24 protein-coding genes and 1 tRNA gene are annotated in these 21,553 nt (G+C 71.3%); 6 read left to right on the top strand and 19 right to left on the bottom strand.

The window, feature by feature from the left end:
- Positions 1-56: 56 nt before the first annotated feature.
- From mutM to ACFC79_RS04030, 9 genes are all read right to left on the bottom strand, one after another.
- Complete coding sequence (gene mutM, locus ACFC79_RS04070) at positions 57-917, bottom strand: bifunctional DNA-formamidopyrimidine glycosylase/DNA-(apurinic or apyrimidinic site) lyase (RefSeq protein WP_376234814.1); 861 nt, start codon at positions 915-917, stop codon at positions 57-59.
- Positions 918-1,065: 148 nt separating this feature from the next.
- A complete protein-coding gene (rnc, locus tag ACFC79_RS04065; protein ID WP_376234811.1) occupies positions 1,066-1,887 on the bottom strand; it encodes a ribonuclease III in 822 nt (273 codons plus the stop codon).
- 19 nt (positions 1,888-1,906) lie between these two features.
- Positions 1,907-2,080, bottom strand: a complete 174-nt coding sequence (gene rpmF / locus ACFC79_RS04060) for a 50S ribosomal protein L32 (protein ID WP_003965982.1) — start codon at positions 2,078-2,080, stop codon at positions 1,907-1,909.
- Positions 2,081-2,082: 2 nt separating this feature from the next.
- Positions 2,083-2,754 carry a DUF177 domain-containing protein gene (locus ACFC79_RS04055; RefSeq protein ID WP_376234808.1) on the bottom strand — a complete coding sequence of 224 codons (672 nt, stop codon included), beginning with the start codon at positions 2,752-2,754 and terminating at the stop codon, positions 2,083-2,085.
- Positions 2,755-2,980: 226 nt separating this feature from the next.
- Positions 2,981-4,090, bottom strand: coding sequence for an ATP synthase F0 subunit B (locus ACFC79_RS04050; protein ID WP_376234806.1), 1,110 nt, complete (start codon positions 4,088-4,090; stop codon positions 2,981-2,983).
- A 98-nt stretch (positions 4,091-4,188) separates the two neighbouring features.
- Complete coding sequence (gene coaD, locus ACFC79_RS04045; protein ID WP_376234933.1) at positions 4,189-4,668, bottom strand: pantetheine-phosphate adenylyltransferase; 480 nt, start codon at positions 4,666-4,668, stop codon at positions 4,189-4,191.
- A 26-nt stretch (positions 4,669-4,694) separates the two neighbouring features.
- Positions 4,695-5,279 carry a 16S rRNA (guanine(966)-N(2))-methyltransferase RsmD gene (gene rsmD / locus ACFC79_RS04040; protein WP_376234804.1) on the bottom strand — a complete coding sequence of 195 codons (585 nt, stop codon included), beginning with the start codon at positions 5,277-5,279 and terminating at the stop codon, positions 4,695-4,697.
- A gap of 124 nt (positions 5,280-5,403) precedes the next feature.
- A complete protein-coding gene (gene recG, locus ACFC79_RS04035; RefSeq protein WP_376234802.1) occupies positions 5,404-7,695 on the bottom strand; it encodes an ATP-dependent DNA helicase RecG in 2,292 nt (763 codons plus the stop codon).
- Between the two features lie 96 nt (positions 7,696-7,791).
- The gene (locus tag ACFC79_RS04030; RefSeq protein WP_376234800.1) at positions 7,792-9,414 is read right to left on the bottom strand and encodes a DAK2 domain-containing protein; all 1,623 of its coding nucleotides are present in this window, start codon (positions 9,412-9,414) and stop codon (positions 7,792-7,794) included.
- A gap of 259 nt (positions 9,415-9,673) precedes the next feature.
- Between ACFC79_RS04030 and rpmB the strand changes: the two genes are divergently transcribed.
- Complete coding sequence (rpmB, locus tag ACFC79_RS04025) at positions 9,674-9,859, top strand: 50S ribosomal protein L28 (RefSeq protein WP_030928661.1); 186 nt, start codon at positions 9,674-9,676, stop codon at positions 9,857-9,859.
- A gap of 163 nt (positions 9,860-10,022) precedes the next feature.
- Here rpmB and thiD read toward each other — a convergent pair whose 3' ends face one another.
- On the bottom strand, positions 10,023-10,826 hold the full coding sequence (gene thiD / locus ACFC79_RS04020; protein WP_376234797.1) for a bifunctional hydroxymethylpyrimidine kinase/phosphomethylpyrimidine kinase: 804 nt from the start codon (positions 10,824-10,826) through the stop codon (positions 10,023-10,025).
- A 58-nt stretch (positions 10,827-10,884) separates the two neighbouring features.
- On the bottom strand, positions 10,885-11,856 hold the full coding sequence (locus tag ACFC79_RS04015; protein ID WP_376234795.1) for a thiamine-phosphate kinase: 972 nt from the start codon (positions 11,854-11,856) through the stop codon (positions 10,885-10,887).
- Positions 11,857-12,182: 326 nt separating this feature from the next.
- Between ACFC79_RS04015 and ACFC79_RS04010 the strand changes: the two genes are divergently transcribed.
- Complete coding sequence (locus tag ACFC79_RS04010; protein WP_376234792.1) at positions 12,183-12,416, top strand: Lrp/AsnC family transcriptional regulator; 234 nt, start codon at positions 12,183-12,185, stop codon at positions 12,414-12,416.
- A gap of 53 nt (positions 12,417-12,469) precedes the next feature.
- Positions 12,470-12,925, top strand: coding sequence for a DUF3515 domain-containing protein (locus ACFC79_RS04005; RefSeq protein ID WP_376234930.1), 456 nt, complete (start codon positions 12,470-12,472; stop codon positions 12,923-12,925).
- Positions 12,926-13,036: 111 nt separating this feature from the next.
- On the opposite strand, the gene ACFC79_RS04000 is transcribed toward ACFC79_RS04005, so the two are convergent.
- From ACFC79_RS04000 to ACFC79_RS03990, 3 genes are all read right to left on the bottom strand, one after another.
- Entirely contained in the window at positions 13,037-14,194 is a 1,158-nt protein-coding gene (locus ACFC79_RS04000; protein WP_376234790.1) for a D-alanine--D-alanine ligase family protein, read from the bottom strand.
- 104 nt (positions 14,195-14,298) lie between these two features.
- Entirely contained in the window at positions 14,299-15,309 is a 1,011-nt protein-coding gene (locus ACFC79_RS03995) for an NAD(P)H-dependent glycerol-3-phosphate dehydrogenase (protein WP_376234788.1), read from the bottom strand.
- Positions 15,306-16,058: a lysophospholipid acyltransferase family protein gene (locus ACFC79_RS03990; protein WP_376234785.1), complete on the bottom strand. Its 753-nt coding sequence runs from the start codon at positions 16,056-16,058 to the stop codon at positions 15,306-15,308. The genes ACFC79_RS03995 and ACFC79_RS03990 overlap by 4 nt, the downstream gene beginning before the upstream one ends.
- Before the next feature lie 167 nt (positions 16,059-16,225).
- On the opposite strand from ACFC79_RS03990, the gene cofC reads away from it, so the two are divergent.
- Together cofC and ACFC79_RS03980 are read left to right on the top strand one after the other, a co-directional pair.
- Entirely contained in the window at positions 16,226-16,891 is a 666-nt protein-coding gene (gene cofC, locus ACFC79_RS03985) for a 2-phospho-L-lactate guanylyltransferase (protein WP_376234927.1), read from the top strand.
- 10 nt (positions 16,892-16,901) lie between these two features.
- Positions 16,902-17,105 carry a hypothetical protein gene (locus ACFC79_RS03980; RefSeq protein ID WP_376234783.1) on the top strand — a complete coding sequence of 68 codons (204 nt, stop codon included), beginning with the start codon at positions 16,902-16,904 and terminating at the stop codon, positions 17,103-17,105.
- Positions 17,106-17,245: 140 nt separating this feature from the next.
- Here the strand turns inward: ACFC79_RS03980 and ACFC79_RS03975 are convergent, their stop codons facing one another.
- From ACFC79_RS03975 to leuC, 4 genes are all read right to left on the bottom strand, one after another.
- Positions 17,246-17,860 (bottom strand): HU family DNA-binding protein, encoded by a 615-nt coding sequence (locus ACFC79_RS03975; protein WP_376234780.1) that lies wholly within the window; start codon positions 17,858-17,860, stop codon positions 17,246-17,248.
- A gap of 143 nt (positions 17,861-18,003) precedes the next feature.
- Entirely contained in the window at positions 18,004-18,231 is a 228-nt protein-coding gene (locus ACFC79_RS03970) for a hypothetical protein (RefSeq protein WP_376234778.1), read from the bottom strand.
- A gap of 104 nt (positions 18,232-18,335) precedes the next feature.
- Positions 18,336-18,929, bottom strand: coding sequence for a 3-isopropylmalate dehydratase small subunit (gene leuD / locus ACFC79_RS03965; RefSeq protein WP_376234776.1), 594 nt, complete (start codon positions 18,927-18,929; stop codon positions 18,336-18,338).
- Positions 18,930-18,934: 5 nt separating this feature from the next.
- Positions 18,935-20,365, bottom strand: coding sequence for a 3-isopropylmalate dehydratase large subunit (gene leuC / locus ACFC79_RS03960; protein WP_376234774.1), 1,431 nt, complete (start codon positions 20,363-20,365; stop codon positions 18,935-18,937).
- A 173-nt stretch (positions 20,366-20,538) separates the two neighbouring features.
- Between leuC and ndgR the strand changes: the two genes are divergently transcribed.
- Entirely contained in the window at positions 20,539-21,255 is a 717-nt protein-coding gene (ndgR, locus tag ACFC79_RS03955; protein WP_030928691.1) for an IclR family transcriptional regulator NdgR, read from the top strand.
- A gap of 221 nt (positions 21,256-21,476) precedes the next feature.
- Here ndgR and ACFC79_RS03950 read toward each other — a convergent pair.
- Positions 21,477-21,549 (bottom strand) — tRNA-Glu (locus tag ACFC79_RS03950).
- Positions 21,550-21,553: the final 4 nt, after the last annotated feature.

Raw genomic sequence — 21,553 nt, 5'->3', positions numbered from 1 at the left:
GAAGCCGGGGCCGGACCGGTGCCGGAAGACGTCCGGGAAGATCTTCGGGAAGGCGTTCAGGAAACCGTGCGCGGCGGTCGCTGACAGCGCGGGCAGTAGTAGCTGGAGCGGTTCATCCACGCCCGGCGCCGCATCGGCGAGCCGCAGCGGCGGCAGGGCTCGCCCTCCCTGCCGTACGCGTCCAGCGAGCGGTCGAAGTATCCCGACTCGCCGTTCACGTTGACGTAGAGACTGTCGAAGCTGGTGCCGCCCTGGCCGAGCGCCTCGGTCATCACGTCGCGGACGTGGCCGAGCAGTTCGGCGGACTTCGGGCGGGTCAGGGCCGCGGTCGGGCGGTCGTAGTGCAGCCGGGCGCGCCAGAGCGCCTCGTCCGCGTAGATGTTGCCGACCCCGCTGATCAGCGACTGGTCGAGCAGGGCCCGTTTGATCGTCGTACGGCGCAGCCGCAGCGTGGCGTGGAACGCCGCGTCGTCGAAGGCCGGGTCCAGGGGATCGCGGGCGATGTGCGCGATGGTGTCGGGCAGTCCCTCGGGGGTGTTCCCGTGGATCGAGAGACCGCCGAAGGTGCGCTGGTCGACGAAGCGCAGCTCGGTGCCGAGCGCGTCGTCGAAGCGGATCCTGATGCGCAGGTGCTTCTCGTCGGGCGCGTCCTGCGGCTGAACGAGGAGCTGGCCGCTCATGCCGAGATGTCCCAGCAACGAGCTGGACTCGTCGTTCAGTGGCACCCAGAGGTACTTGCCCCGGCGCTTGGCCGTTCCGAGGCCGGCCCCGCCGAGCCGGGCCGCGAAGTCCACTCCGCCCGCGAGATGACGGCGGACCGCGCGCGGGTGCAGCACCTCGACGTCCCTCACCGTGCGGCCGGAGACCCAGCGCTCCAGTCCCCGTCGTACGACTTCGACCTCGGGCAGCTCGGGCACGGCGTCGCTCCTGGGGGCTGAACGGAAGAGGACAGGGAAAGGGGGACAGGGAAAGGGGACCGTCCGGCCGGTGAACCGGCGGCAGGAAAAAAGAATATCCGGGCAGCGAAAACCCCCCGGTGCGCGGGGCACCAGGGGGGTTCTCGGGTCAGGCCGGAGCGACGTCCGCGGACGACGGGGCGGCAGGGGTGTCGGCGGCCCCTCCGTCGGCGGCGGCCTTCGCCGACGCCTCCCGCGCTTCCGCGGCGGCGCTGATCTCGCGCCAGGCGGACTCCGCCGCCTGCTGCTCCGCTTCCTTCTTGCTACGGCCGGTGCCGGTGCCGTACGAGACACCACCGACGCGAGCGGCAGCAGTAAAGGTCTTCTCGTGGTCCGGGCCGGTCTCCGTGACGAGGTACTCGGGAACGCCGAGGCCCTCGCTCGCGGTGAGCTCCTGGAGGCTGGTCTTCCAGTCCAGGCCGGCACCGAGGTTGGAGGACCTGTCGATCAGCGGGTCGAAGAGCCGGTGAACCAGCTCCGAGGCCGCGTCGAGGCCCTGGTCGAGATAGACCGCGCCGATCACCGCTTCGAGCGTGTCGGCGAGGATGGATGCCTTGTCCCTGCCACCCGTGCCCTCTTCACCGCGGCCGAGCCGGATGAACGAGCCGAGTTCGAGGCCGCGGCCCACTTCCGCAAGCGCCCGCGAGTTGACCACCGCGGCCCGCAACTTGGCCAGCTGGCCTTCGGGCAGGTCGGGGTGGGTGCGGTAAAGCGTGTCCGTGACCACCAGGCCGAGCACCGAATCCCCGAGGAATTCGAGCCGCTCGTTGGTGGGCAGACCGCCGTTCTCGTACGCGTACGAACGATGGGTCAGCGCACGCACCAGAAGGGCGGACTCAAGGTGATACCCGAGCCGCCCTTCCAGAAGCGTGTGGGACGAGGCTGTGTTGACGTTGTCTGCCTGCTTCTTGCCGTTGGACAACTCAGACATCGAGCCTCTCACCAGCCGCTCAGACCTCGAGGACCTGGCGCTTGTTGTACGTGCCGCAGCTGGGGCACGCGATGTGCTGCAGCTTCGGCTCCTGGCAACGCTCGCACGAAACCAGGGTGGGGACCGCAGCCTTCCACTGCGACCGGCGGTGGCGCGTGTTGCTGCGCGACATCTTCCGCTTCGGAACAGCCACGGCTACTTCTCCTGCTTCTCGTCGACGCCCGCATCGGCGCCGCCCATGTTGTCCTTCTCGCCGTCCTGAATGGTGTCGGCGAGTCCTTGCAATGCCGCCCAACGCATGTCGACGGCATCGTGGTGATGACCGGGGTTCTCGTCCAGCCTGATTCCGCATTCGGAACACAGACCGGCGCATGACTCCCGGCACACCGGCTGCATCGGCAGTGCGAGCACCACCGCGTCACGCAGCACGGGTTCGAGGTCGAACAAGCCGTCCTCGACGAAGAGCCTGTCCTCGTCGTCCTCGGCGTCGTCGCCCGGTTCCGGCTTGATCGCACGGCCCCGGTCGTCGGCGTCAGGGTACGAGAACATCTCCTGGAAGTCCGCCACGACCTCTTGGCGCAGCGGCTCCAGACACCTTACGCACTCCCCCTCGGCCGACGCACGGGCGGTGCCTGTGACAAGCACCCCTTCCATGACCGATTCGAGGCGGAGCTCCAGCTCCACGGGCGCGCCTTCCGGCACACCGATGACTTCGTCGATGCCGAGAGCCGGTGAACCGGGTGCTTCCACCGTGCGGGTCAGCCGCTGGAGCGCACCGGGACGCCGGCCCAGCTCGTGCGTGTCGAACACGAGGGGGTTTCGGTGGTCGAGGTGGCCGTTCAGGGCTTTTCCTGCTTTCGAGATCATGAGCATCACGCGCCGTGGGGAGGGCCGACCGGAATCGGATACGAAACGGGCAGCCGGGATCGCGGACATACGCGCGACCGATGAGCCAGGATACTGGACGCGCCGCCCAGGTCCCAATCCGGCCGATCCCGTCCGCGGCCCGGCCGGTCCCCGGTCCCCGCTCCTGCGGGGTCGGTGCCGGTCCCGTCCGCGTTCCGCGCGGCTCGGACGGGGCCCGCCGCGCCTGTCAGCGTTCCTGTTCGTACCGGCGCAGCTGGTCCAGGTCGATCATGCTGGTGTCGAACAGGCTGGTCTCGTCGAGGGCGCTCTCGCCGTGCGAGGGAACCTGCGGCTGGAACGCCTGCGGGCTCTGCGCGGGCTGCTGCTGCCAGCCGTCGTAGCCCTGGCCCGGCAGCTGCGCCCCGCCCTGGCCGTAGTCCTGCTGCTGGTAGGCGGCGTACGGATCGGGCTGCTGCTGGTAGGCGGCGTACGGGTCGGGCTGCTGCTGCGGCTGCTCCGGGTACCCGTACGTCTCCGCGTAGGCGGGCTGGGCCTGGGCGGGGAAGTGCGGCTGGGCCTGCTGGTGGTCCTGCTGCGGCGGCGACTGCGGCTGTTGCGGGGTGGCGAGCTCGGCCAGACCGGCCCAGTGGTCCTCGTCGCTGATGCGCACCGGGTTGCCCGCCGCGTCCTGGGCGGCCACGTGCGCGCCGAGGTCGTCGGTGGGGATCCGGCCGTGCAGCTTCTGCCGCCCGCGGCCGACCGCCTCCAGGGTCTTGGCCAGTACGGCTTCGAAGGCTCCCAGCTTGGTGTCCACGTACTCGTCCGCCCGGCGCCGGAGGGTGTCCGGGTCGGTGCTGCGCTCGGGGGCCTCGGCGAAGTCCGGGTCCTGGTGCCCCTGCTCGTCGAAGGGACCCCCGCGGCCGAGGAGCTTCTCGCGGCCCCGGTCGACGGAGCCGATGGTCTTGGTGAGGACGACCTCGAAGTTGGCGAGTTTGCTGTCGACGTACTCGTCGGCCTCGGCGCGGACCTCCTGGGCCTCCTGGCGGGCCTCGCCAAGGATGCGGTCGGCCTCTGCCTGGGACTGCCGGGCGACCTCGGTCCCGGAGATCAGCGAGGTGCGCTCGGCGTGTGCGGCCTCGATGATCCGCTCGGCCTCCTGACGGGCCTGCTCGGCCAGCTGCTCCTGGCCGCCGATGAGCTGCTGGGCGTGGGCGAGCGAGTCGGGCAGGGCCTCGCGCACCTCTTCGAGCATCGCGAGCAGTTCGGCGCGGTTGACCACGCACGAAGCCGACATGGGCATGGACCGGGCGCTGCCGACCATCTCGACGATCTCGTCGAGCTTCTTCTGCACGTCCACCGTGTGCTCGCCACTCTCTACAGCCGATTGGAGACGGACGGGACGACTGTACGGCCAGTCGGCTCCCGCCCGACACCTGGTGACGTCCTGTCAGCCGGTCACCGGGCCCGGAGGCGTTCGGCGAGGGCTTCCTGCACCACCGGGGGAAGCAGGTGGGAGACGTCGCCGCCCCAGGCGGCGACCTCCTTGACCAGGGAGGACGACAGGAAGCTGTAGGTCGGATTGGTCGGCACGAAGAGCGTCTCGACACCGGACAGACCGTTGTTCATCTGGGCCATCTGGAGCTCGTAGTCGAAGTCGCTGACGGCGCGCAGACCCTTCACGATCGCCGGGATGTCGCGCTGCTTGCAGAAGTCGACGAGGAGGCCGTGGAACGACTCGACCTGGACGTTGCCGAACTCGGCGGTGACCTGGCGGATCAGGTCGATGCGCTCGTCGACCGTGAACAGGCCCTTCTTGGACTGGTTGATCATCACGGCGACGTGTACGACGTCGTACAGCTTCGAGGCACGGCCAATGATGTCGAGATGTCCGTTGGTGATGGGGTCGAAGGACCCCGGACAGACGGCGCGGCGCAACGTGATTCCCTCGCTCTCCGGTGCGGTCATCGTGCGTCTTCGCACGTAGAGGCGGCGCGACCGTACCAAAGCGTGCCTTCGCCGTAGCGACGGGACCGCAGTGGCTCGAATCCCTCGGGCCAACCGAATTCTCCGCCTCGGGTGCTGCGTTCCACGGTGACGAGTGCGTCCGTCGTGAGCCACCCCTGAGCACGGAGTGTGATCAGTATCTCGCCAAGATCGCCGTCGGTCACGGCGTACGGCGGGTCCAGGAACACCACGTCGTACGGCTGCGCGGGGGGCGGTCCCGAGACGATCTGCTCGGCCCTGCCGGTGCGCACCTCGGCGCCGGGCAGGCCGAGGGTGCGGACGTTGTCCCGCACGACGCGGGCGGCCGCGGGGTCGGTCTCGACGAGCAGGGCGTGGGCCGCCCCGCGGGAGAGCGCCTCCAGGCCGACGGCGCCGGAGCCCGCGTACAGATCCGCGACCCGGGTGCCGTCGAGGCTGCCCAGGAGGGACTCCCAGGTGGAGAAGAGGCCCTCGCGCGCACGGTCGGAGGTGGGACGGGTACCGGTGCCGGGCGGGACGGCCAGGCGGCGTCCGCCGGCCGAGCCGGCGATCACGCGGGTCATGGGTGTCTCTTCCTCGGTTCGTGGGTGGTCCGCAGGGTGCCGCGGTGCCGTGCCGTCCACGATATGGGGTCGCGCCGGAACGGGCCCGCGCACCCGTCGCGGCGGCCCGGCCGTCGCCCGCCGCTCACCCCTTGTCGAGGTACTGCTCGCGCTCCTTGTCCAGCAGGGCGTCCAGGGCGGTCCGCAGCTCGGGCAGCTTCTCCAGGTCGGGATCGGCGGCGACGATCGCCGCGGCCTCCTCACGGGCGGCGGCGATGACCTCCTCGTCGTCGATGACGGTGAGCATCCGCAACGAGGAGCGCACCCCCGACTGGGCCTGGCCGAGGACATCGCCCTCGCGCCGCTGTTCGAGGTCGATCCGGGACAGCTCGAAGCCGTCGAGGGTGGACGCGACGGCGGAGAGCCGGGCGCGGGCGGGACTCGCCTCGTGGGCCTCACTGACCAGCAGGCACAGGCCGGGCGCGGAGCCCCGGCCGACCCGGCCGCGCAGCTGGTGCAGCTGGGAGACCCCGAACCGGTCGGCGTCCATGATCACCATGGCGGTCGCGTTGGGGACGTTGACCCCGACCTCGATGACGGTGGTGGCGACGAGGACGTCGGCCTGACCGGCGGCGAAGCGACGCATCACGTCGTCCTTGTCGTCCGGATTCATCCTGCCGTGCAGCACCTCGACGCGCAGTCCGGCCAGCGGCCCCCCGGCGAGCTGTGCGGCGATGTCCAGGACGGCGAGCGGCGGGCGCTTCTCGCCGTCCTCCTCGGCCGCCGCCTTCCCGGCCTTCCCGCTGGCCGCCTTCCCGGCCGCCTTCCCGCCCGTCGGCTCGTCGTCGGCGTCGTCGCCGATGCGCGGGCAGACCACGTACGCCTGGTGCCCGTTCTCAACTTCCTCGCGGACGCGTTCCCAGGCACGGCTGAGGAAGTGCGGCTTGTCCTTGGCCGGTACGACGTGGCTGGCGATCGGCGAGCGGCCCGCCGGCAGCTGGTCGAGCACGGACGTCTCCAGGTCTCCGAAGACGGTCATGGCGACCGTCCGGGGAATGGGGGTGGCGGTCATGACCAGCAGGTGCGGCGGCTGCTTGCCCTTGGAGCGCAGGGCGTCGCGCTGCTCCACCCCGAAGCGGTGCTGCTCGTCGACGACGACCAGGCCCAGGTCGTGGAACTTCACCTTGTCCTCGATCAGGGCATGGGTGCCGATCACGATCCCGGCCTCGCCGGTGACGAGGTCGAGCAGGGCCTGCCGACGGGCGGCGGCGCCCATGGAACCGGTGAGCAGCACCACCTTCGTGCCCTGCCCGGAACCCCCCGGCATTCCCGGCTGTCGCCCGTCGCCACCCTCCTGGGGAGGCGCTTCGCGCCACAGTCCCCAATTCTCGGCCAGCTCACCCATCATCTCGGTGATGGACCGGTGGTGCTGCTGGGCCAGCACCTCGGTGGGGGCGAGCATGGCGGCCTGCCCGCCCGCGTCGACGACGCCGAGCATCGCCCGCAGCGCGACCATGGTCTTGCCCGAACCGACCTCCCCCTGGAGCAGCCGGTGCATCGGGTGCTCGGTCGCCAGGTCGTCGAAGATCTCCGCGGAGACCTTGCGCTGCCCCTCGGTGAGGGTGAACGGCAGCTTCGCGTCGAAGGCGTCGAGCAGTCCGCCGGGCCGGGGTCTGCGGGCGGCGGCCGGGAGCTGGGTGTCCGCGTACCTGCGGCGGGCCAGCGCGACCTGGAGGACGAATGCCTCGTCCCACTTCAGCCGGTCCCTGGCCAGGGCGATGTCCGCCTTGGTCTGCGGGCGGTGGACCTTCAGCAGCGCCTCCGGGAGCGAGGCGAACCCGCGCCCCTCCCGCAGGGCGGGCGGCAGCGGGTCGACGGCCTCCACGGCGCTGGGCAGCACGGTGTCGACGGCCTTCGCGATCCGCCAGGAGTCCAGTTGCTTGCAGGCCGGGTAGATCGGCAGCAGCCGCCCGGCGAACGCGTCCACCGCCTCCGCGGCCTCGTCGGTGTCCTGGACGTCCAGGAGTTGGTACGTGGGGTGGGCGAGCTGCATCTTCCGGTTGAAGACGGAGACCTTGCCCGCGAACATGGCCCGTCTGCCGGGCAGCAGCTCCTTGTGCGGTTTGTAGACGCCGTGGCCGAAGAAGACCAGCTGTAGACGGCCGTGCCCGTCGGTGAGGGTCACTTCGAGCCGCTTGCCGCGGCCGTTGTTGAACATCATCACGCGGGCGTCGGCGACCTGGGCGACCACCGTCACGTGCTCGTCCAGCGGGAGGTCGGTCAGCGCCGTGAGCCGGCCGCGCTCCTCGTACCGCCGCGGGTAGTGGTGCAGCAGATCACCGACCGTGTGCAGGTCGAGGTGGTCGGCCATCACCTTCGCGGTGGCTCCGCCGAGCAGCTTCCTGAGGGGTTCATCGAACGCAGACACGCGATCCATTGCACACCACACCACTGACAGATGTCGGGACGCCTCCGGACGATGTCGGGTCCGCCGCCCCGGCGACGTGCGGGGAAGCGCCGTCCGCGCGCCGCCCTACTCCACCCCGATCAGCAGCGGCGCACGCTGGCGCCCGCCGCGGTACACCACCGTGTCCACGGCCAGATATCCCTCGCGCACGTGCTCCTCCAGCGCGTCGGCCAGGCTGTCCGGAACGTTCTCGCCGAGGACCAGGGTGACGAGTTCGCCGCCCGCCGCCAGCATCCGGTCGAGCACGTCGCGCGCCGTTCCCGGCACGTCCCGGCCGATGACCGCGACGTCGCCGTCGATCAGCCCCAGCACGTCGCCGGCCTGGCAGATGCCCGCCATGGTCCACGACTGCCGCTCGGCGACGGCGAGTTCGGCGTAGCGGGTGGCGCCGGCCGCGGCGGTCATCGCCACCACGTCCTCGTCGAAGCTGCGGCCCGGCTCGTGGACGGCGAGGGCCGCCACGCCCTGCACGGCGGCCCGGGTCGGGACCAGAGCGACCCGGACCCCCTCGGCGCGGGCCTGTTCGGCGGCGGCCGCGGCGGTGTGCCGCAACTCGGCGTCGTTGGGCAGGAGCACGACCTCGCGGGCATGTGCCCGGCGGATCGCGTCGACGATCTCGCCGCTGGCGGGCGGCTCCCCGGGGCGGGCCAGGACCGTCGTCGCCCCGGCCTCCTCGCACAGGCCGCGCAGCCCGTCGCCGGGCACCACCACGACGACCGCGCGCTGCACGGGTTCGGTGTGGGGCGGCACCCGGTCGGCGCCGAAGTGGGTGATCCGGATGCGGTACGGCCGTCCCGCCTCGACTCCGGCCTCCACCGCGGCGCCCGCGTCGTCGACGTGGACGTGGACGTTCCACAGCCCGTCGCCACCCACCACGACCAGCGAGTCGCCGAGCCGGTCGAGCCGGGCACGCAGCCGGTCCACGGCGTCGTCGTCGGCCTCCAGCAGGTAGATGACCTCGAAGGCCGGTCCGCCCGCCGCGCATTCCTCCGACGCCGGGGGGACCGCCGCGGGGGCGGGCCTGCCGGTCGGGTGCGCGGGTGCGGGCGCCTGCCCGGAGAGCGCCTCGACGAGCGCCCCGAGCACGGTCACCAGCCCCTGTCCCCCGGCGTCCACGACGCCCGCCCGGCCGAGCACCGCGAGCTGTCCCGGCGTCGCCTCCAGGGCCGTCAGCGCCCCCCGGTACGCCGCCTGCGCGACCGTCGCGGCGGAGGCGTCGTCCGCCGTGTGCGCGGCGGCCTCGGCGGCTGCGGCGGCCACCGTGAGCACGGTGCCCTCGACGGGATGGGCGACGGCCCGGCGGGCGGCGGCGGCAGCCGCGGCCAGGGCCCGGCGCAGGTGGTCCGCGCCGTGCCCGTCGGCCAGCACCCCGGCCATGCCGCGCAGCAACTGGGCCAGGATCGTGCCGGAGTTGCCCCGGGCACCGATGAGCGCCCCGTGCGCCATGGCGCGTACCGCGTCGGCGGCGGCGGGCACGGTCGTTCCGGTCTCGTGGGCGGCGAAGACCGCTTCGACGGCCTGGGTCGCGGATTCCACGGTCAGGTAGAGGTTCGTTCCGGTGTCCCCGTCGGCGACGGGATACACGTTGATCGCGTCGATCGCCGCGCGCTCCCGGCCCAGCGCGTCCAGGGCCAGCGAGCACCAGGTGCGCACCGCGACGCCGTCCATGTCGTCGGCGGGCTGCGGCACCTGTAGGTCCTCCTCGGGGATCGGCCGGTCGTGACCGGCTGCACCGCAGAGTAGTCCCCGTGGGCCGGTTCCCGCGGGGACAGGGGCGGGACGGGGGCGGCCGAAGCCGTGGTAGTTTCGTTCAGCCGACGCAGCCGTTGTATGCTGCTTCGGTTGCCCGATGCGAATCGGGCCATCTCTCCGGTACCGCCACTTCAGTCAAATGATTCCGGCGCGCCGGAATTCACTGTAAGTGCATCTGAAGTCTTTGGAGTGACCCGTGGCTGCCAACTGCGACGTCTGCGGCAAGGGGCCGGGCTTCGGCAACAACATTTCGCACTCGCACCGCCGTACGTCCCGTCGCTGGAACCCCAACATCCAGCGCGTGCGTGCCGTGGTCGGTCGGACGCCGAAGCGGCTCAACGTCTGCACCTCGTGCATCAAGGCCGGCAAGGTCGCGCGCTGACGTTCCCGTCGTAGCGCAGCCTTCCGGTTGCCCGAAAAGCCGGTCCACCTCGGTGGGCCGGCTTTTTGCTGTGCTCCTGCCGTACGGATGCCGTACGGACGGCGCGCGCCGTCCGCACCGGAGGGCATCCACCGGTACGCACCGCTCTTCGCGGGCGGGGCCGTCAGCCGCGCGACCGCCAGCCGTGGTCGACCGGTCCGATTCCCGCGCCCAGCGGGAAGCCCGCCGCGATCGCGCCGGTGACGTACGCCTTGGCCTCCCGTACCGCCGTGGGCACGTCCTGCCCCAGGGCGAGCCCGCAGGCGATGGCCGAGGCGAGGGTGCAGCCGGTGCCGTGGGTGTGCCGGTTGTCGTGCCGCGGTGCGCGCAGCCAGTGCACCTCGTCACCGTCCGTGAGCAGGTCGACGGGTTCGCCGGGCAGGTGCCCGCCCTTGACGACGACCCAGCGCGGCCCGAGGCCAAGCAGTGCGGCGGCGGCCCGCCGCATTCCGGGCTCGTCCGTGATCGTCTCCCCGGTGAGCTGCGCCACCTCGTCCAGGTTCGGGGTGGCGACGGTGGCGACGGGCAGCAGTCGTGTGCGTACCGAGTCGAGCGCTTCGGCGGCCAGCAGCGGATCGCCGTGCTTGGAGACCCCGACCGGGTCCACGACGACCGGGGCGTCCGTACCGGCGAGGAGTTCGGCGACGGTGTCCACGAGGACGGCCGACGACAGCATGCCGGTCTTCACCGCCTGCACGCCGATGTCGTCGGCCACCGCCCGGTACTGGGCGCGCACGGCCTCGGCCGGCAGGTCCCAGGCGCCCCGCACTCCCAGCGAGTTCTGGGCGGTGACGGCGGTCAGCACGCTCATCCCGTGCACGCCGAACGCCAGCATCGTCTTCAGGTCGGCCTGGATGCCCGCGCCGCCGCCGGAATCGGATCCGGCGACGGTGAGCACACGGGCGGGTGCGGCAGCGGGTATCGGCATGCCCCGAATCTACTGGGTGGCTGCCGCGTCCCCGAGCGCGGGCGGTCAGCGCGCCCCGCTACTGGGTGTCCTCTATGCCGCCGAAATGGTCCCAGCCGCTCGTGCTGGTCCAGGGCGCCCCGTCGACCGTGACCTGGGGCAGCGCGGAGGGGTTGAGAACCTCGCCGATCACCTTCCAGCGGGCGGGCAGCTTCACGTCGGGCGGGAAGGTGGCGACGATCGCGTGGTCCTCTCCCCCGGTCAGCACCCACTGGAGCGGGTCCACGCCGACGGCCTGGCCGATGTCGCACATCTGCGAGGGGATGTCGATGAGCCCCGAACGCAGGTCGATCCGGACGTTGCTGGCCTCGGCGATGTGCCCGAGGTCGGCCACCAGTCCGTCGCTCACGTCGGTCATCGCGGTGGCACCGAGCCCGGCGGCGGCAGGGCCCGCGTGGTACGGCGGCTCGGGACGCCGATGGGCCTCGACGAAGGCGCGCGGCGAGCGGAAGCCGCGGGAGAGCACGGCGTAGCCGGCGGCGGACCAGCCGAGCCAGCCGGTCACGGCGACGACGTCGCCGGGCTGGGCCCCGGACCGGGTGACCGGTTCGTGGTTGCGCAGATCGCCGAGTGCGGTGATCGAGACGGTGATCGTCTCGCCGCGCACCACGTCCCCGCCGACCACGGCCGCACCGGCGACCTGGCATTCGTCGCGCAGTCCGTCCATCAACTCCCCGGCCCAGGTGACCGGGAGCTCGGCAGGGACCACCAGGCCGAGCAGCAGCGCGGTGGGCACGGCGCCCATGGCGGCGATGTCGGCGAGGTTCTGGGCGGCGGCCTTGCGGCCGACGTCGTACGCGGTCGACCAGTCGCGGCGGAAGTGCCGCCCCTCCAGCAGGATGTCCGTGCTGGCCACGACCCTGCGGTCGGGAGCGGAGACGACCGCGGCGTCGTCGCCGGGGCCGAGCCGTACCGCCGGAGTGGTGGTGAGCCGGGACGTCAACTCCCTGATGAGCCCGAACTCCCCCAACTCGCCCACGGTTCCCTTCACCGAGTCCCACCTCTCATCTGTCGCGCCGGACACTCGTCCGGGCCGCCTCTACGGCGCGGGGTCCGGTTCGTGGACCGGCCGCCGCCGCAGGGTGCAGTCTGCACCGGTACTCCCCGGTGCGCCCCCGTCGCCCCTGCGCACCACCGCGTGTGCGGTCGCGGGCCGTCACTGCTGTCGGTACTGTCAAGAGATACGTCAACTTGCCTCGTGCACACGCCACGCCGTGGGCGGCAACAGGCCCTCGGGTCTCCCCGCGGCCCGCGGCGACGCGATACCGTGGCGTCCCTTTCCCCCCACACGATCCTCGTGGCCGCCCTGGAGGTTCCGTGGTACAGGCGTACATCCTCATTCAGACCGAGGTGGGCAAGGCGTCGACCGTCGCCGCGACCATCTCCAGTATTCCGGGAGTGGTGCAGGCGGAGGACGTCACCGGCCCCTACGACGTGATCGTGCGCGCCCAGGCCGACACCGTCGACGAACTCGGCCGCATGGTGGTCGCCAAGGTCCAGCAGGTGGAAGGCATCACCAGAACCCTGACCTGCCCGGTCGTCCATCTGTAGTCCCCGTCTACCCTGGGCCGGTGACATCATCGCGCCGCCGGTTCGGCCATCCCATGTTTCTCGGTCCGTCCGTCGCCACGCTCCTGCTGGCCGCGGCGGGCTGTTCCGCGACGGACGCGGCGCCGTCGGTCACGGTTCCCACGCCGTCCGCGCAGGCCGCGACGTACTGCCGCGCACTGCACAAGGAGTTGCCTGGGACCGTTGCCGGACTCGACCGCGGCGACACCGCGCCGGAGTCCGAACTGACCGCCGCCTGGGGGGACGGGGAGATCGTACTGCGCTGCGGGGTGCCCCGGCCCGTGAAGATGGACGACCCCAATTCCAAGGCCCTGGACGCGGACGGTGTGGAGTGGATGCTGGAGCAGTCGGACGACGGCGCCCCGCGCTTCACGACGACCTTCCGCAAGGCGTACGTCGAGGTGAGTTTCTCCCCGGCCTACGCGCACGACGCGAGCCCGTTGGCCGCGTTCGCCCGGGCCGTCGGCAGGACGGTGCCGCCCAGTCTGTGAGGACGTGCGGCAGGGCGTGCGATCTCCCCTGTGGGAGCACACGCCCTGCATCGCGCGCAACGGCCGCGGAGCCGGTCGGCCCGGCCCGCGGCCGGAGGTCCCGACCGGCTCTCAGCGAAGGCCGGTCGACCGGTTCAACGCGGCCTGGATCAGCCGGTCCACCAGCTCCGGGTAGCTCACGCCGCTCTCCTGCCACATCCGCGGGTACATGGAGATCGGGGTGAAGCCCGGCAGGGTGTTGATCTCGTTGATCACGAACCCGCCGTCCTCGGTGAGGAAGAAGTCGGCGCGCACCAGGCCCTCGCAGGAGACGGCTTCGAACGCCTCGATCGCGAGGCGCTGGACCTCGGCCGTCTGCTCCTCGGTGAGCGGGGCGGGCACGATCCCGGACGCCGAGTCGATGTACTTGGCCTCGAAGTCGTAGAAGTCGTGCGAGGTCACCGGGGGGATCTCGGCGGGCACGCTGGCCCGCGGCCCGTCCTCGAACTCCAGCACTCCGCACTCGATCTCGCGGCCCCGCAGCAGCGACTCGACGAGGAACTTCGGGTCGTGGCGGCGGGCCTCCTCGATCGCCTCGTCGAGGCCGGACAGACCGTCGACCTTGGTGATGCCGAAGGACGAGCCGGCCCGGGCGGGCTTCACGAAGAGCGGCCAGCCGTGGTCCCCGGCGAAGTCCACGATGCGCTTGCGGACGGCGGAGGCGTCCGCCTCCCACTCGCGGGGACGCACCACGAGATACGGGCCGACCGGCAGTCCGAAGGAGGTGAAGACCCGCTTCATGTACTCCTTGTCCTGGCCGACCGCCGAGGCGAGCACCCCGGCGCCGACGTACGGCACCCCGGAGAGCTCCAGCAGCCCCTGGAGGGTGCCGTCCTCGCCGTACGGGCCGTGCAGCACGGGGAAGACGACGTCGACCTCGCCGAGCGCCTTGGGCACCGAGCCGGGCTCGCTGTAGGTGACTTCGCGGCTGCCGGGGTCGACGGAGAGCACCACGCCGCCCTCGGCGGACTCGGCGAGCTCGTCGACGTCCGGCATCCCGCGGTCCGTGATGGCCATGCGTTCGGGTTCGTCGGCGGTGAGCGCCCAGCGGCCGTCCGTCGTGATGCCGATCGGCAGGACGTCGTACGTGCTGCGGTCGATGGCGTTCAGGACGGCGCCCGCGGTGACGACCGAGATGCCGTGTTCGGAGCTGCGGCCGCCGAAGACGACGGCCACACGCGGCTTGCGGAGCTGCCGCTCCGGGCTCTGGGGGAGGTTCTCGCTGCTCATATCGCGTCGAGCGTACCTGCTGGTATCCGGTGCGTCAGTGCGGCCGGGGCCGCCGGGGGCGGTGTCCGCGCAGGTTCACCGCCCTGCCCGCCCCGGCCCCGCCGTCAGCGCCGTTCGGGCTTCGTGCTGCGCGACATCAGCTCCGCCAGCGCGACCATCGGCGGCTTGCCGCCGTGGACGATCCCGACGACCGTCTCGGTGATCGGCATGTCGACGCCGTGCCGACGTGCCAGATCCAGCACCGATTCGCAGGACTTGACGCCCTCCGCGGTCTGCTTGGTGACCGCGATCGTCTCCTGGAGGGTCATGCCCCGGCCGAGGTTGGCGCCGAAGGTGTGGTTGCGCGAGAGCGGCGAGGAGCAGGTCGCCACCAGGTCGCCGAGTCCGGCGAGGCCGGAGAAGGTCAGCGGGTCGGCGCCCATGGCGAGGCCGAGCCGGGTGGTCTCGGCGAGGCCCCGGGTGATCAGCGATCCCTTGGCGTTGTCGCCGAGGCCCATGCCGTCCGCGATGCCGACGGCGAGGCCGATGACGTTCTTGACCGCGCCGCCGAGTTCGCAGCCGACCACGTCGGTGACGGTGTAGGGGCGGAAGTACGAGGTGTGGCACGCGGCCTGGAGGCGCCGGGCCACGGACTCGTCGCTGCTGGCGACGACGGCGGCGGCGGGCCGGCGTTCGGCGATCTCCTTGGCGAGGTTGGGGCCGGTGATGACGGCGACGCGGTCCGCGGAAACCCGGGTGACGTCCTGGACGACCTCGCTCATCAGCTTCGCGGTGCCGAGTTCGACACCCTTCATCATCGAGACGAGCACGGTCTCGGGACCCAGGTGCGGGGTCCAGTCGGCGAGGTTGGCGCGCAGGGTCTGCGAGGGCACCACGAGCACGGCGAAGTCGGCGCCGTCCAGCGCCTCGGCGGCGTCGGTGGTGGCCCGGAGCGACGCGGGGAGCTCGATCCCGGGGAGGTAGTCCGGGTTGGTCCGGGTCGTGTTGATGGCCTCGGCGACCTCGGCACGGCGGCCCCAGAGGGTGACCTCGCAGCCGGCGTCGGCGAGCACCATGCCGAAGGCCGTACCCCATGAGCCGGTTCCGAAGACGGCCGCCTTTGCGGGGTGCGTCACTTGGGTCCCTTTCCTTCGGCCTTGCGGCGCTGCTCCGCGCGCGCCCTGCGGTGATCGTACGGCTCGGCGGGGGCCTTCTCGCCCCGTACGATCTCCAGCTGCTCGGTGATCGCGGCCATGATGGCCTCGGTCGCCTCGCGCAGGACCTCCGGCGTCGGCTGCTCGTCGTGGAACCGGGAGAGGTCGACGGGCGGCCCGGCCTGGACCCGGAGGGTCTTGCGGGGGAAGAGCCGGAGCTTCTTTGTTCTGGCGTACGGCGGCATCGCCAGGTTGGCGCCCCACTGGGCGACCGGGATCACCGGAACCTTCGTGAGCAGCGCGACCCGTGCCGCGCCCGTCTTGCCGGCCATCGGCCACATGTCGGGGTCCCGGGTGAGGGTGCCCTCGGGGTAGAAGGCGACGCACTCGCCGCGCTCGATGGCGTCGACGGCGGCCCGGAAGGCGTCCAGCGCGTTGGTCGTCTCGCGGTACACCGGGATCTGGCCGGTGCCGCGCAGCATCATTCCGACGAACGGCGCCTTGAACAGGCCCGCCTTGGCGAGGAGCCGCGGCACGCGACCGGTGTTGTACTGGAAATGGGCGTAGGAGAGCGGGTCCAGATACGAGTTGTGGTTGACCGCAGTGATGAATCCGCCGTCGGCCGGAATATGCTCCATTCCCCGCCAGTCACGCTTGAACAGAACCACCAGCGGCGGTTTTGCGATGACCGCCGCCAGGCGGTACCAGAAGCCGATTCTGCGGCGGGACACTCGGACACCTTCCTCTAAGGACCTGAACTCTGCCTGGCTACCGACGGTCAAGTCTCGCCCCAGGCCCCTGCTCTGTCGAGAACACCGTACGCCCCGCTTTCCGGACCGACCCCCCGGGTTCTCGCGCCGACGGGCGAGAATGGGCGGCGACGTCCAGCGAGGGGGAGATCGCCACGAACACCGACCCGACCGGTCCCTGGACCCTGGTCGTCCCGTTGAAGCCCTTGGTGCGGGCCAAGAGCAGGCTGGCGCCGACAACGGGCGACGCCCTGCGGCCCCGGCTGGCCCTCGCGTTCGCCGAGGACACCGTGGCCGCCGCCCTGGTGTGCCCGGCGGTACGGGATGTGGTGGTCGTCACGGACGACCCGCGGGCCGGTGCAGCGCTCGCCGCCCTCGGCGCGCGGATCGTTCCCGACGAACCGGACCGGGGGCTCAACGCGGCCCTGGCGCACGGCGCGCGGACGGTGCGGGCCCGGCGTCCCGGGGCCGCGCTCGCCGCGCTCAACGCGGATCTCCCGGCACTGCGTCCCGCGGAATTGGCCCGGACGCTCGAATTCTCGGCCACTTTCCCTCGCACATTCGTCACCGATGCCACCGGAATAGGAACAACATTTCTGTCGGCCGCCCCCGAGGTCGAATTGCGTCCGCTATTCGGCGGCCGTTCCCGGACTCGGCATCTCGACTCCGGCGCGGTGGAAATCACGCTGCCCGGCATCGACTCGGTCCGGCAGGACGTGGACACCGGCGAGGACCTCCGGGCGGCTCTCGCTCTCGGCGTGGGCCCGCACACGGCGCGACGGTGGTCGGCCGGCGCCGCCCGGGCGGACCGATAGGCTGCCGTCCATGCAGGCGACCGCGTACACGTACGACCCCGAGACCCGCACCGGCAGCGTGCTGCTCGACGACGGCACCCCGGTGGAGTTCGATGCCCGGGCCTTCGAGGCGGGCGGCCTGCGACTGCTGCGTCCGGGGCAGCGGGTGCGGATCGAGGGCAGCGGCGAGGGCGCGGGGCTCCGGATCACCCTGGTGACGCTCCAGACCTTCTGAACGGCACGGCGCGTCTCCCGAGCGGCACAACACGCCTTCCGGGCGGCACCGCGCACCGCCCCTGCCCGGACAGCCCGCGGGCCGGGCTCCCCGAGGGGAGCCCGGCCCGGCGCGTGTGAGCGGCCCTGTACTGCCCGGCCTCACTTCTTCCGTGCGGTGGTCTTCTTCGCCGTGGTCTTGCGCGCCGTGGTCTTCTTGGCGGGCGCCTTCTTCGCCACGGCCTTCTTGGCCGGCGCGGTCTTCTTGGCGGCCGTCGCCTTCTTCGCCGCGGCCGCGGTCTTCTTCGTCGCCGTCGTCTTCTTCGCCGCCGCCGTGGTCTTCTTCGCGGCGGTCGTCTTCTTGGCGGTCGTCTTCTTCGCCACGGCCTTCTTCGCGGCGGCCTTCTTGGCGGCGGCCTTGGCCGTCGTGCGGGTGGAAGCACCGCCGGACAGGCTGCCCTTGGGCGCCTTCTTCACGGCCACGTCATGCTTGGGGAGCTTCTTCGAGCCGCTCACCAGGTCCTTGAACCCCTGTCCCGCGCGGAAGCGCGGCACGGAGGTCTTCTTGACCCGCACGCGCTCACCCGTCTGCGGGTTGCGGGCGTACCGGGCCGGGCGGTCGACCTTCTCGAACGAGCCGAAACCGGTGACCGAGACACGGTCCCCGGCGACGACCGCACGGACGATCGCGTCGAGCACCGCGTCGACGGCGTCCGCGGCCTGCTGACGGCCGCCGAGCTTGTCGGCAATCGCTTCTACGAGCTGCGCCTTGTTCACGTCTTCCCCTTCGGAGACATTGCCAGAACGAAAGTGTTCAAGCGTTTTCGCACGTTAGGCAGATATATACCGCAAATCAAACACGAAACGGGCTAATCACCCTAGTGCCGCAACGAAGTCGACCGCTGCGCAGTTCCGCAGCGTCACTCACCTTCGGGGAATCGGCCCTCATCGAGGTCCTTCATCAACCGGTCCAGACGCCTTGCCGCATCCGGGAGATCGTGCTTAGCCGCGGCCGTGATGACCAACAGCTTCCGGGACAGCGCCATCCGTACGCCCTCCGGGACTTGCAGTGCGCGCACTCTTGTGTGCGCTTCCTTCAAACGGTCGGCGACTTGGCCGTAAAGCGTGAGTTGGCTGTCGCGTTCCATGCACCGATTGTGCCATCTGGGGCGAGTTGTCGCCCGACGGGGTCTCAACAAGCGACTGCGCCCCCTACCAGAAGGCAGGGGGCGCAGTCCTGGAAACGCGCTGCTCAGGCGTTAATTGTACGGGGCTTGAAGGTCGGCCTTGCCACCTCGTATGCCGCGATGTCCGCTTCGTTCTGAAGGGTGAGGCTGATGTCGTCCAGGCCGTTCAGCAGGCGCCAGCGGGCGTTCTCGTCGAGATCAAAATCGGCCGTGATGCCCTCGGCACGGACCTGCCGGGCCTCCAGGTCGACGGTGATCTCGGCCGTCGGGTCGGCCTCGGTGAGTTCCCAGAGCGCGTCGACGGTGCCCTGGTCGAGCACGACGGTCAACAGCCCGTTCTTCAGCGAGTTGCCGCGGAAGATGTCGGCGAACCGGGAGGAGACGACGGCCTTGAAGCCGTAGTTCTGCAGCGCCCAGACGGCGTGCTCGCGGGACGACCCGGTGCCGAAGTCGGGACCGGCCACCAGCACCGTCGCACCGCTGCGCTCGGGACGGTTGAGAACGAAGTCCTCGTCCTTGCGCCAGGCTTCGAAGAGTCCGTCCTCGAAGCCGTCGCGAGTGACCTTCTTCAGCCAGTGGGCGGGGATGATCTGGTCGGTGTCGACGTTGCTGCGGCGCAGCGGGACGGCCCGGCCGGTGTGTGTGGTGAAGGCTTCCATGGTTCCTAGACTCCAGCGGGCGTACGGACGTCGGCGTCGGACAGGTCGGCGGGCGAGGCCAGGTGACCCAGCACGGCGGTGGCGGCGGCGACCTGCGGGGAGACCAGGTGGGTACGGCCACCCTTGCCCTGCCGGCCCTCGAAGTTGCGGTTCGAGGTGGAGGCGGAACGCTCGCCGGGGGCCAGCTGGTCGGGGTTCATGCCGAGGCACATCGAGCAGCCGGCGTGCCGCCACTCGGCTCCGGCGGCGGTGAAGACCTTGTCCAGGCCCTCCTCGACGGCCTGGAGAGCGACCCGGACGGAACCCGGGACGACCAGCATCCGTACCCCGTCGGCGACTTTGCGACCGCCCAGGACCTCGGCCGCGTTGCGCAGGTCCTCGATGCGCCCATTGGTGCAGGAACCTACGAACACGGTGTCCACGTTGATGTCGCGCAGCGGCTGCCCGGCGGTCAACCCCATGTATTCCAGGGCCTTTTCGGCGGCGCTGCGCTCCGAGGCGTCCTCGTACGAAGCCGGGTCGGGGACGTTGGCCGACAGCGGCGCGCCCTGGCCGGGGTTGGTGCCCCAGGTGACGAACGGGGCCAGCTCCGCGGCGTCGATGACAACCTCGGCGTCGAAGACCGCGTCGTCGTCGGTGCGCAGCGTCTTCCAGTACGCGACGGCGGCGTCCCAGTCCTCGCCCTGCGGGGCGTGGTCGCGGCCCTTCAGATAGGCGAAGGTCGTCTCGTCCGGGGCGATCATGCCGGCCCGGGCGCCCGCCTCGATCGACATGTTGCAGATGGTCATCCGGGCCTCCATCGAGAGCTTCTCGATGGCCGGGCCGCGGTATTCGAGGACGTACCCCTGACCGCCGCCGGTGCCGATCCGGGCGATGATCGCGAGGATCAGGTCCTTGGCGGTGACGCCGTCGGGCAGTTCGCCGTCGACGGTGATGGCCATGGTCTTCGGGCGGACCATGGGCAGCGTCTGGGTGGCCAGGACGTGCTCGACCTGGCTGGTGCCGATACCGAACGCCAACGCGCCGAAGGCGCCGTGCGTGGAGGTGTGGGAGTCGCCGCAGACGACCGTGGTGCCGGGCTGGGTCAGGCCCAGCTGCGGGCCGACCACGTGCACGACGCCCTGCTCGACGTCGCCCAGCGGGTGCAGCCGCACCCCGAACTCGGCGCAGTTCTTGCGCAGGGTCTCCAGCTGCGCGCGGGAGACCGGGTCGGCGATCGGCTTGTCGATGTCGAGGGTCGGGGTGTTGTGGTCCTCGGTGGCGATGGTGAGGTCGAGGCGCCGGACCCGGCGACCCGCCTGCCGGAGGCCGTCGAAGGCCTGGGGGCTGGTCACCTCGTGCAGCAGGTGCAGATCGATGAAGAGGAGGTCGGGCTCACCTTCGGCGCGCCGGACGACATGGTCGTCCCAGACCTTCTCCGCGAGTGTCCTACCCATCGCTTTCCCTCCGACCGGCGTCTTCGCCGGCCCAACTAGAGATTGGTGCGCCGCCGTCCGGACCCCCGAGCGGGGCGGTGGCTGCGGGCCGTTGTGCGGCCGCTCGTACAGGTTCGCAACTTCCGCCGAGAATTGAACTTGCGTTTCACAGAGTGAGACGGGAGTATCGTCGTATGGACAACTCTAGCGGCGTCGGCGTTCTCGACAAGGCGGCTCTGGTATTGAGCGCCCTGGAGTCCGGTCCGGCCACCCTCGCCGGGCTGGTCGCGGCGACCGGGCTCGCACGACCCACGGCCCATCGACTGGCCGTGGCACTGGAACACCACCGGATGGTGGCGAGGGACATGCAGGGCCGTTTCATTCTCGGCCCCCGGCTCGCGGAGCTGGCGGCCGCGGCGGGCGAGGACCGTCTGCTGGCGACGGCGGGGCCGGTGCTCACGCACCTGCGCGACATCACGGGCGAGAGCGCGCAGCTCTACCGGCGCCAGGGCGACATGCGGATCTGCGTGGCGGCGGCGGAGCGACTGTCCGGCCTCCGGGACACCGTGCCGGTCGGCTCCACGCTCACCATGAAGGCAGGCTCGTCGGCCCAGATCCTGATGGCCTGGGAGGAGCCGGAGCGCCTGCACCGGGGCCTCCAGGGCGCCCGCTTCACGGCGACGGCGCTCTCGGGCGTCCGGCGCAGGGGCTGGGCCCAGTCGATCGGCGAGCGCGAGCCCGGCGTGGCCTCGGTCTCCGCGCCGGTGCGAGGCCCCTCGAACCGGGTGGTCGCCGCCGTCTCGGTCTCCGGACCCATCGAGCGGCTGACCCGCCACCCCGGCCGGATGCACGCCCAGGCCGTCATCGATTCGGCGGCCCGGCTCAGCGAGGCCCTGCGCCGCAACGGCTGACCCCGCCCCTCTCCCCCAGCCGCCCCAGCGTCGTGGCGGCCCCCCTTCGAATCCCGGGTCGGGAGCCACCCCGGTCCCGCCCCAAGTCCCGCTGCGGAACCCGGACATGACGGGGAGACATACCGCAGGGACAACAAGCGCCTCCGCATCGCGACACACGTGCACGACCAAGCAGAAGGGCCCCTCACCTGAGTGAAGGGCCCTTTTCTGTCCTGCTGTTGTACCCCCGACCGGATTCGAACCGGCGCTACTGCCGTGAGAGGGCAGCGTGCTAGGCCGCTACACAACGGGGGCTTGT

It is taken from the genome of Streptomyces sp. NPDC056061, from assembly GCF_042266885.1.
Lineage (GTDB): Bacteria > Actinomycetota > Actinomycetes > Streptomycetales > Streptomycetaceae > Streptomyces.
Note: the sequence above shows the minus strand (reverse complement) of the source record. Positions and strands in the feature narration are given on the sequence as shown.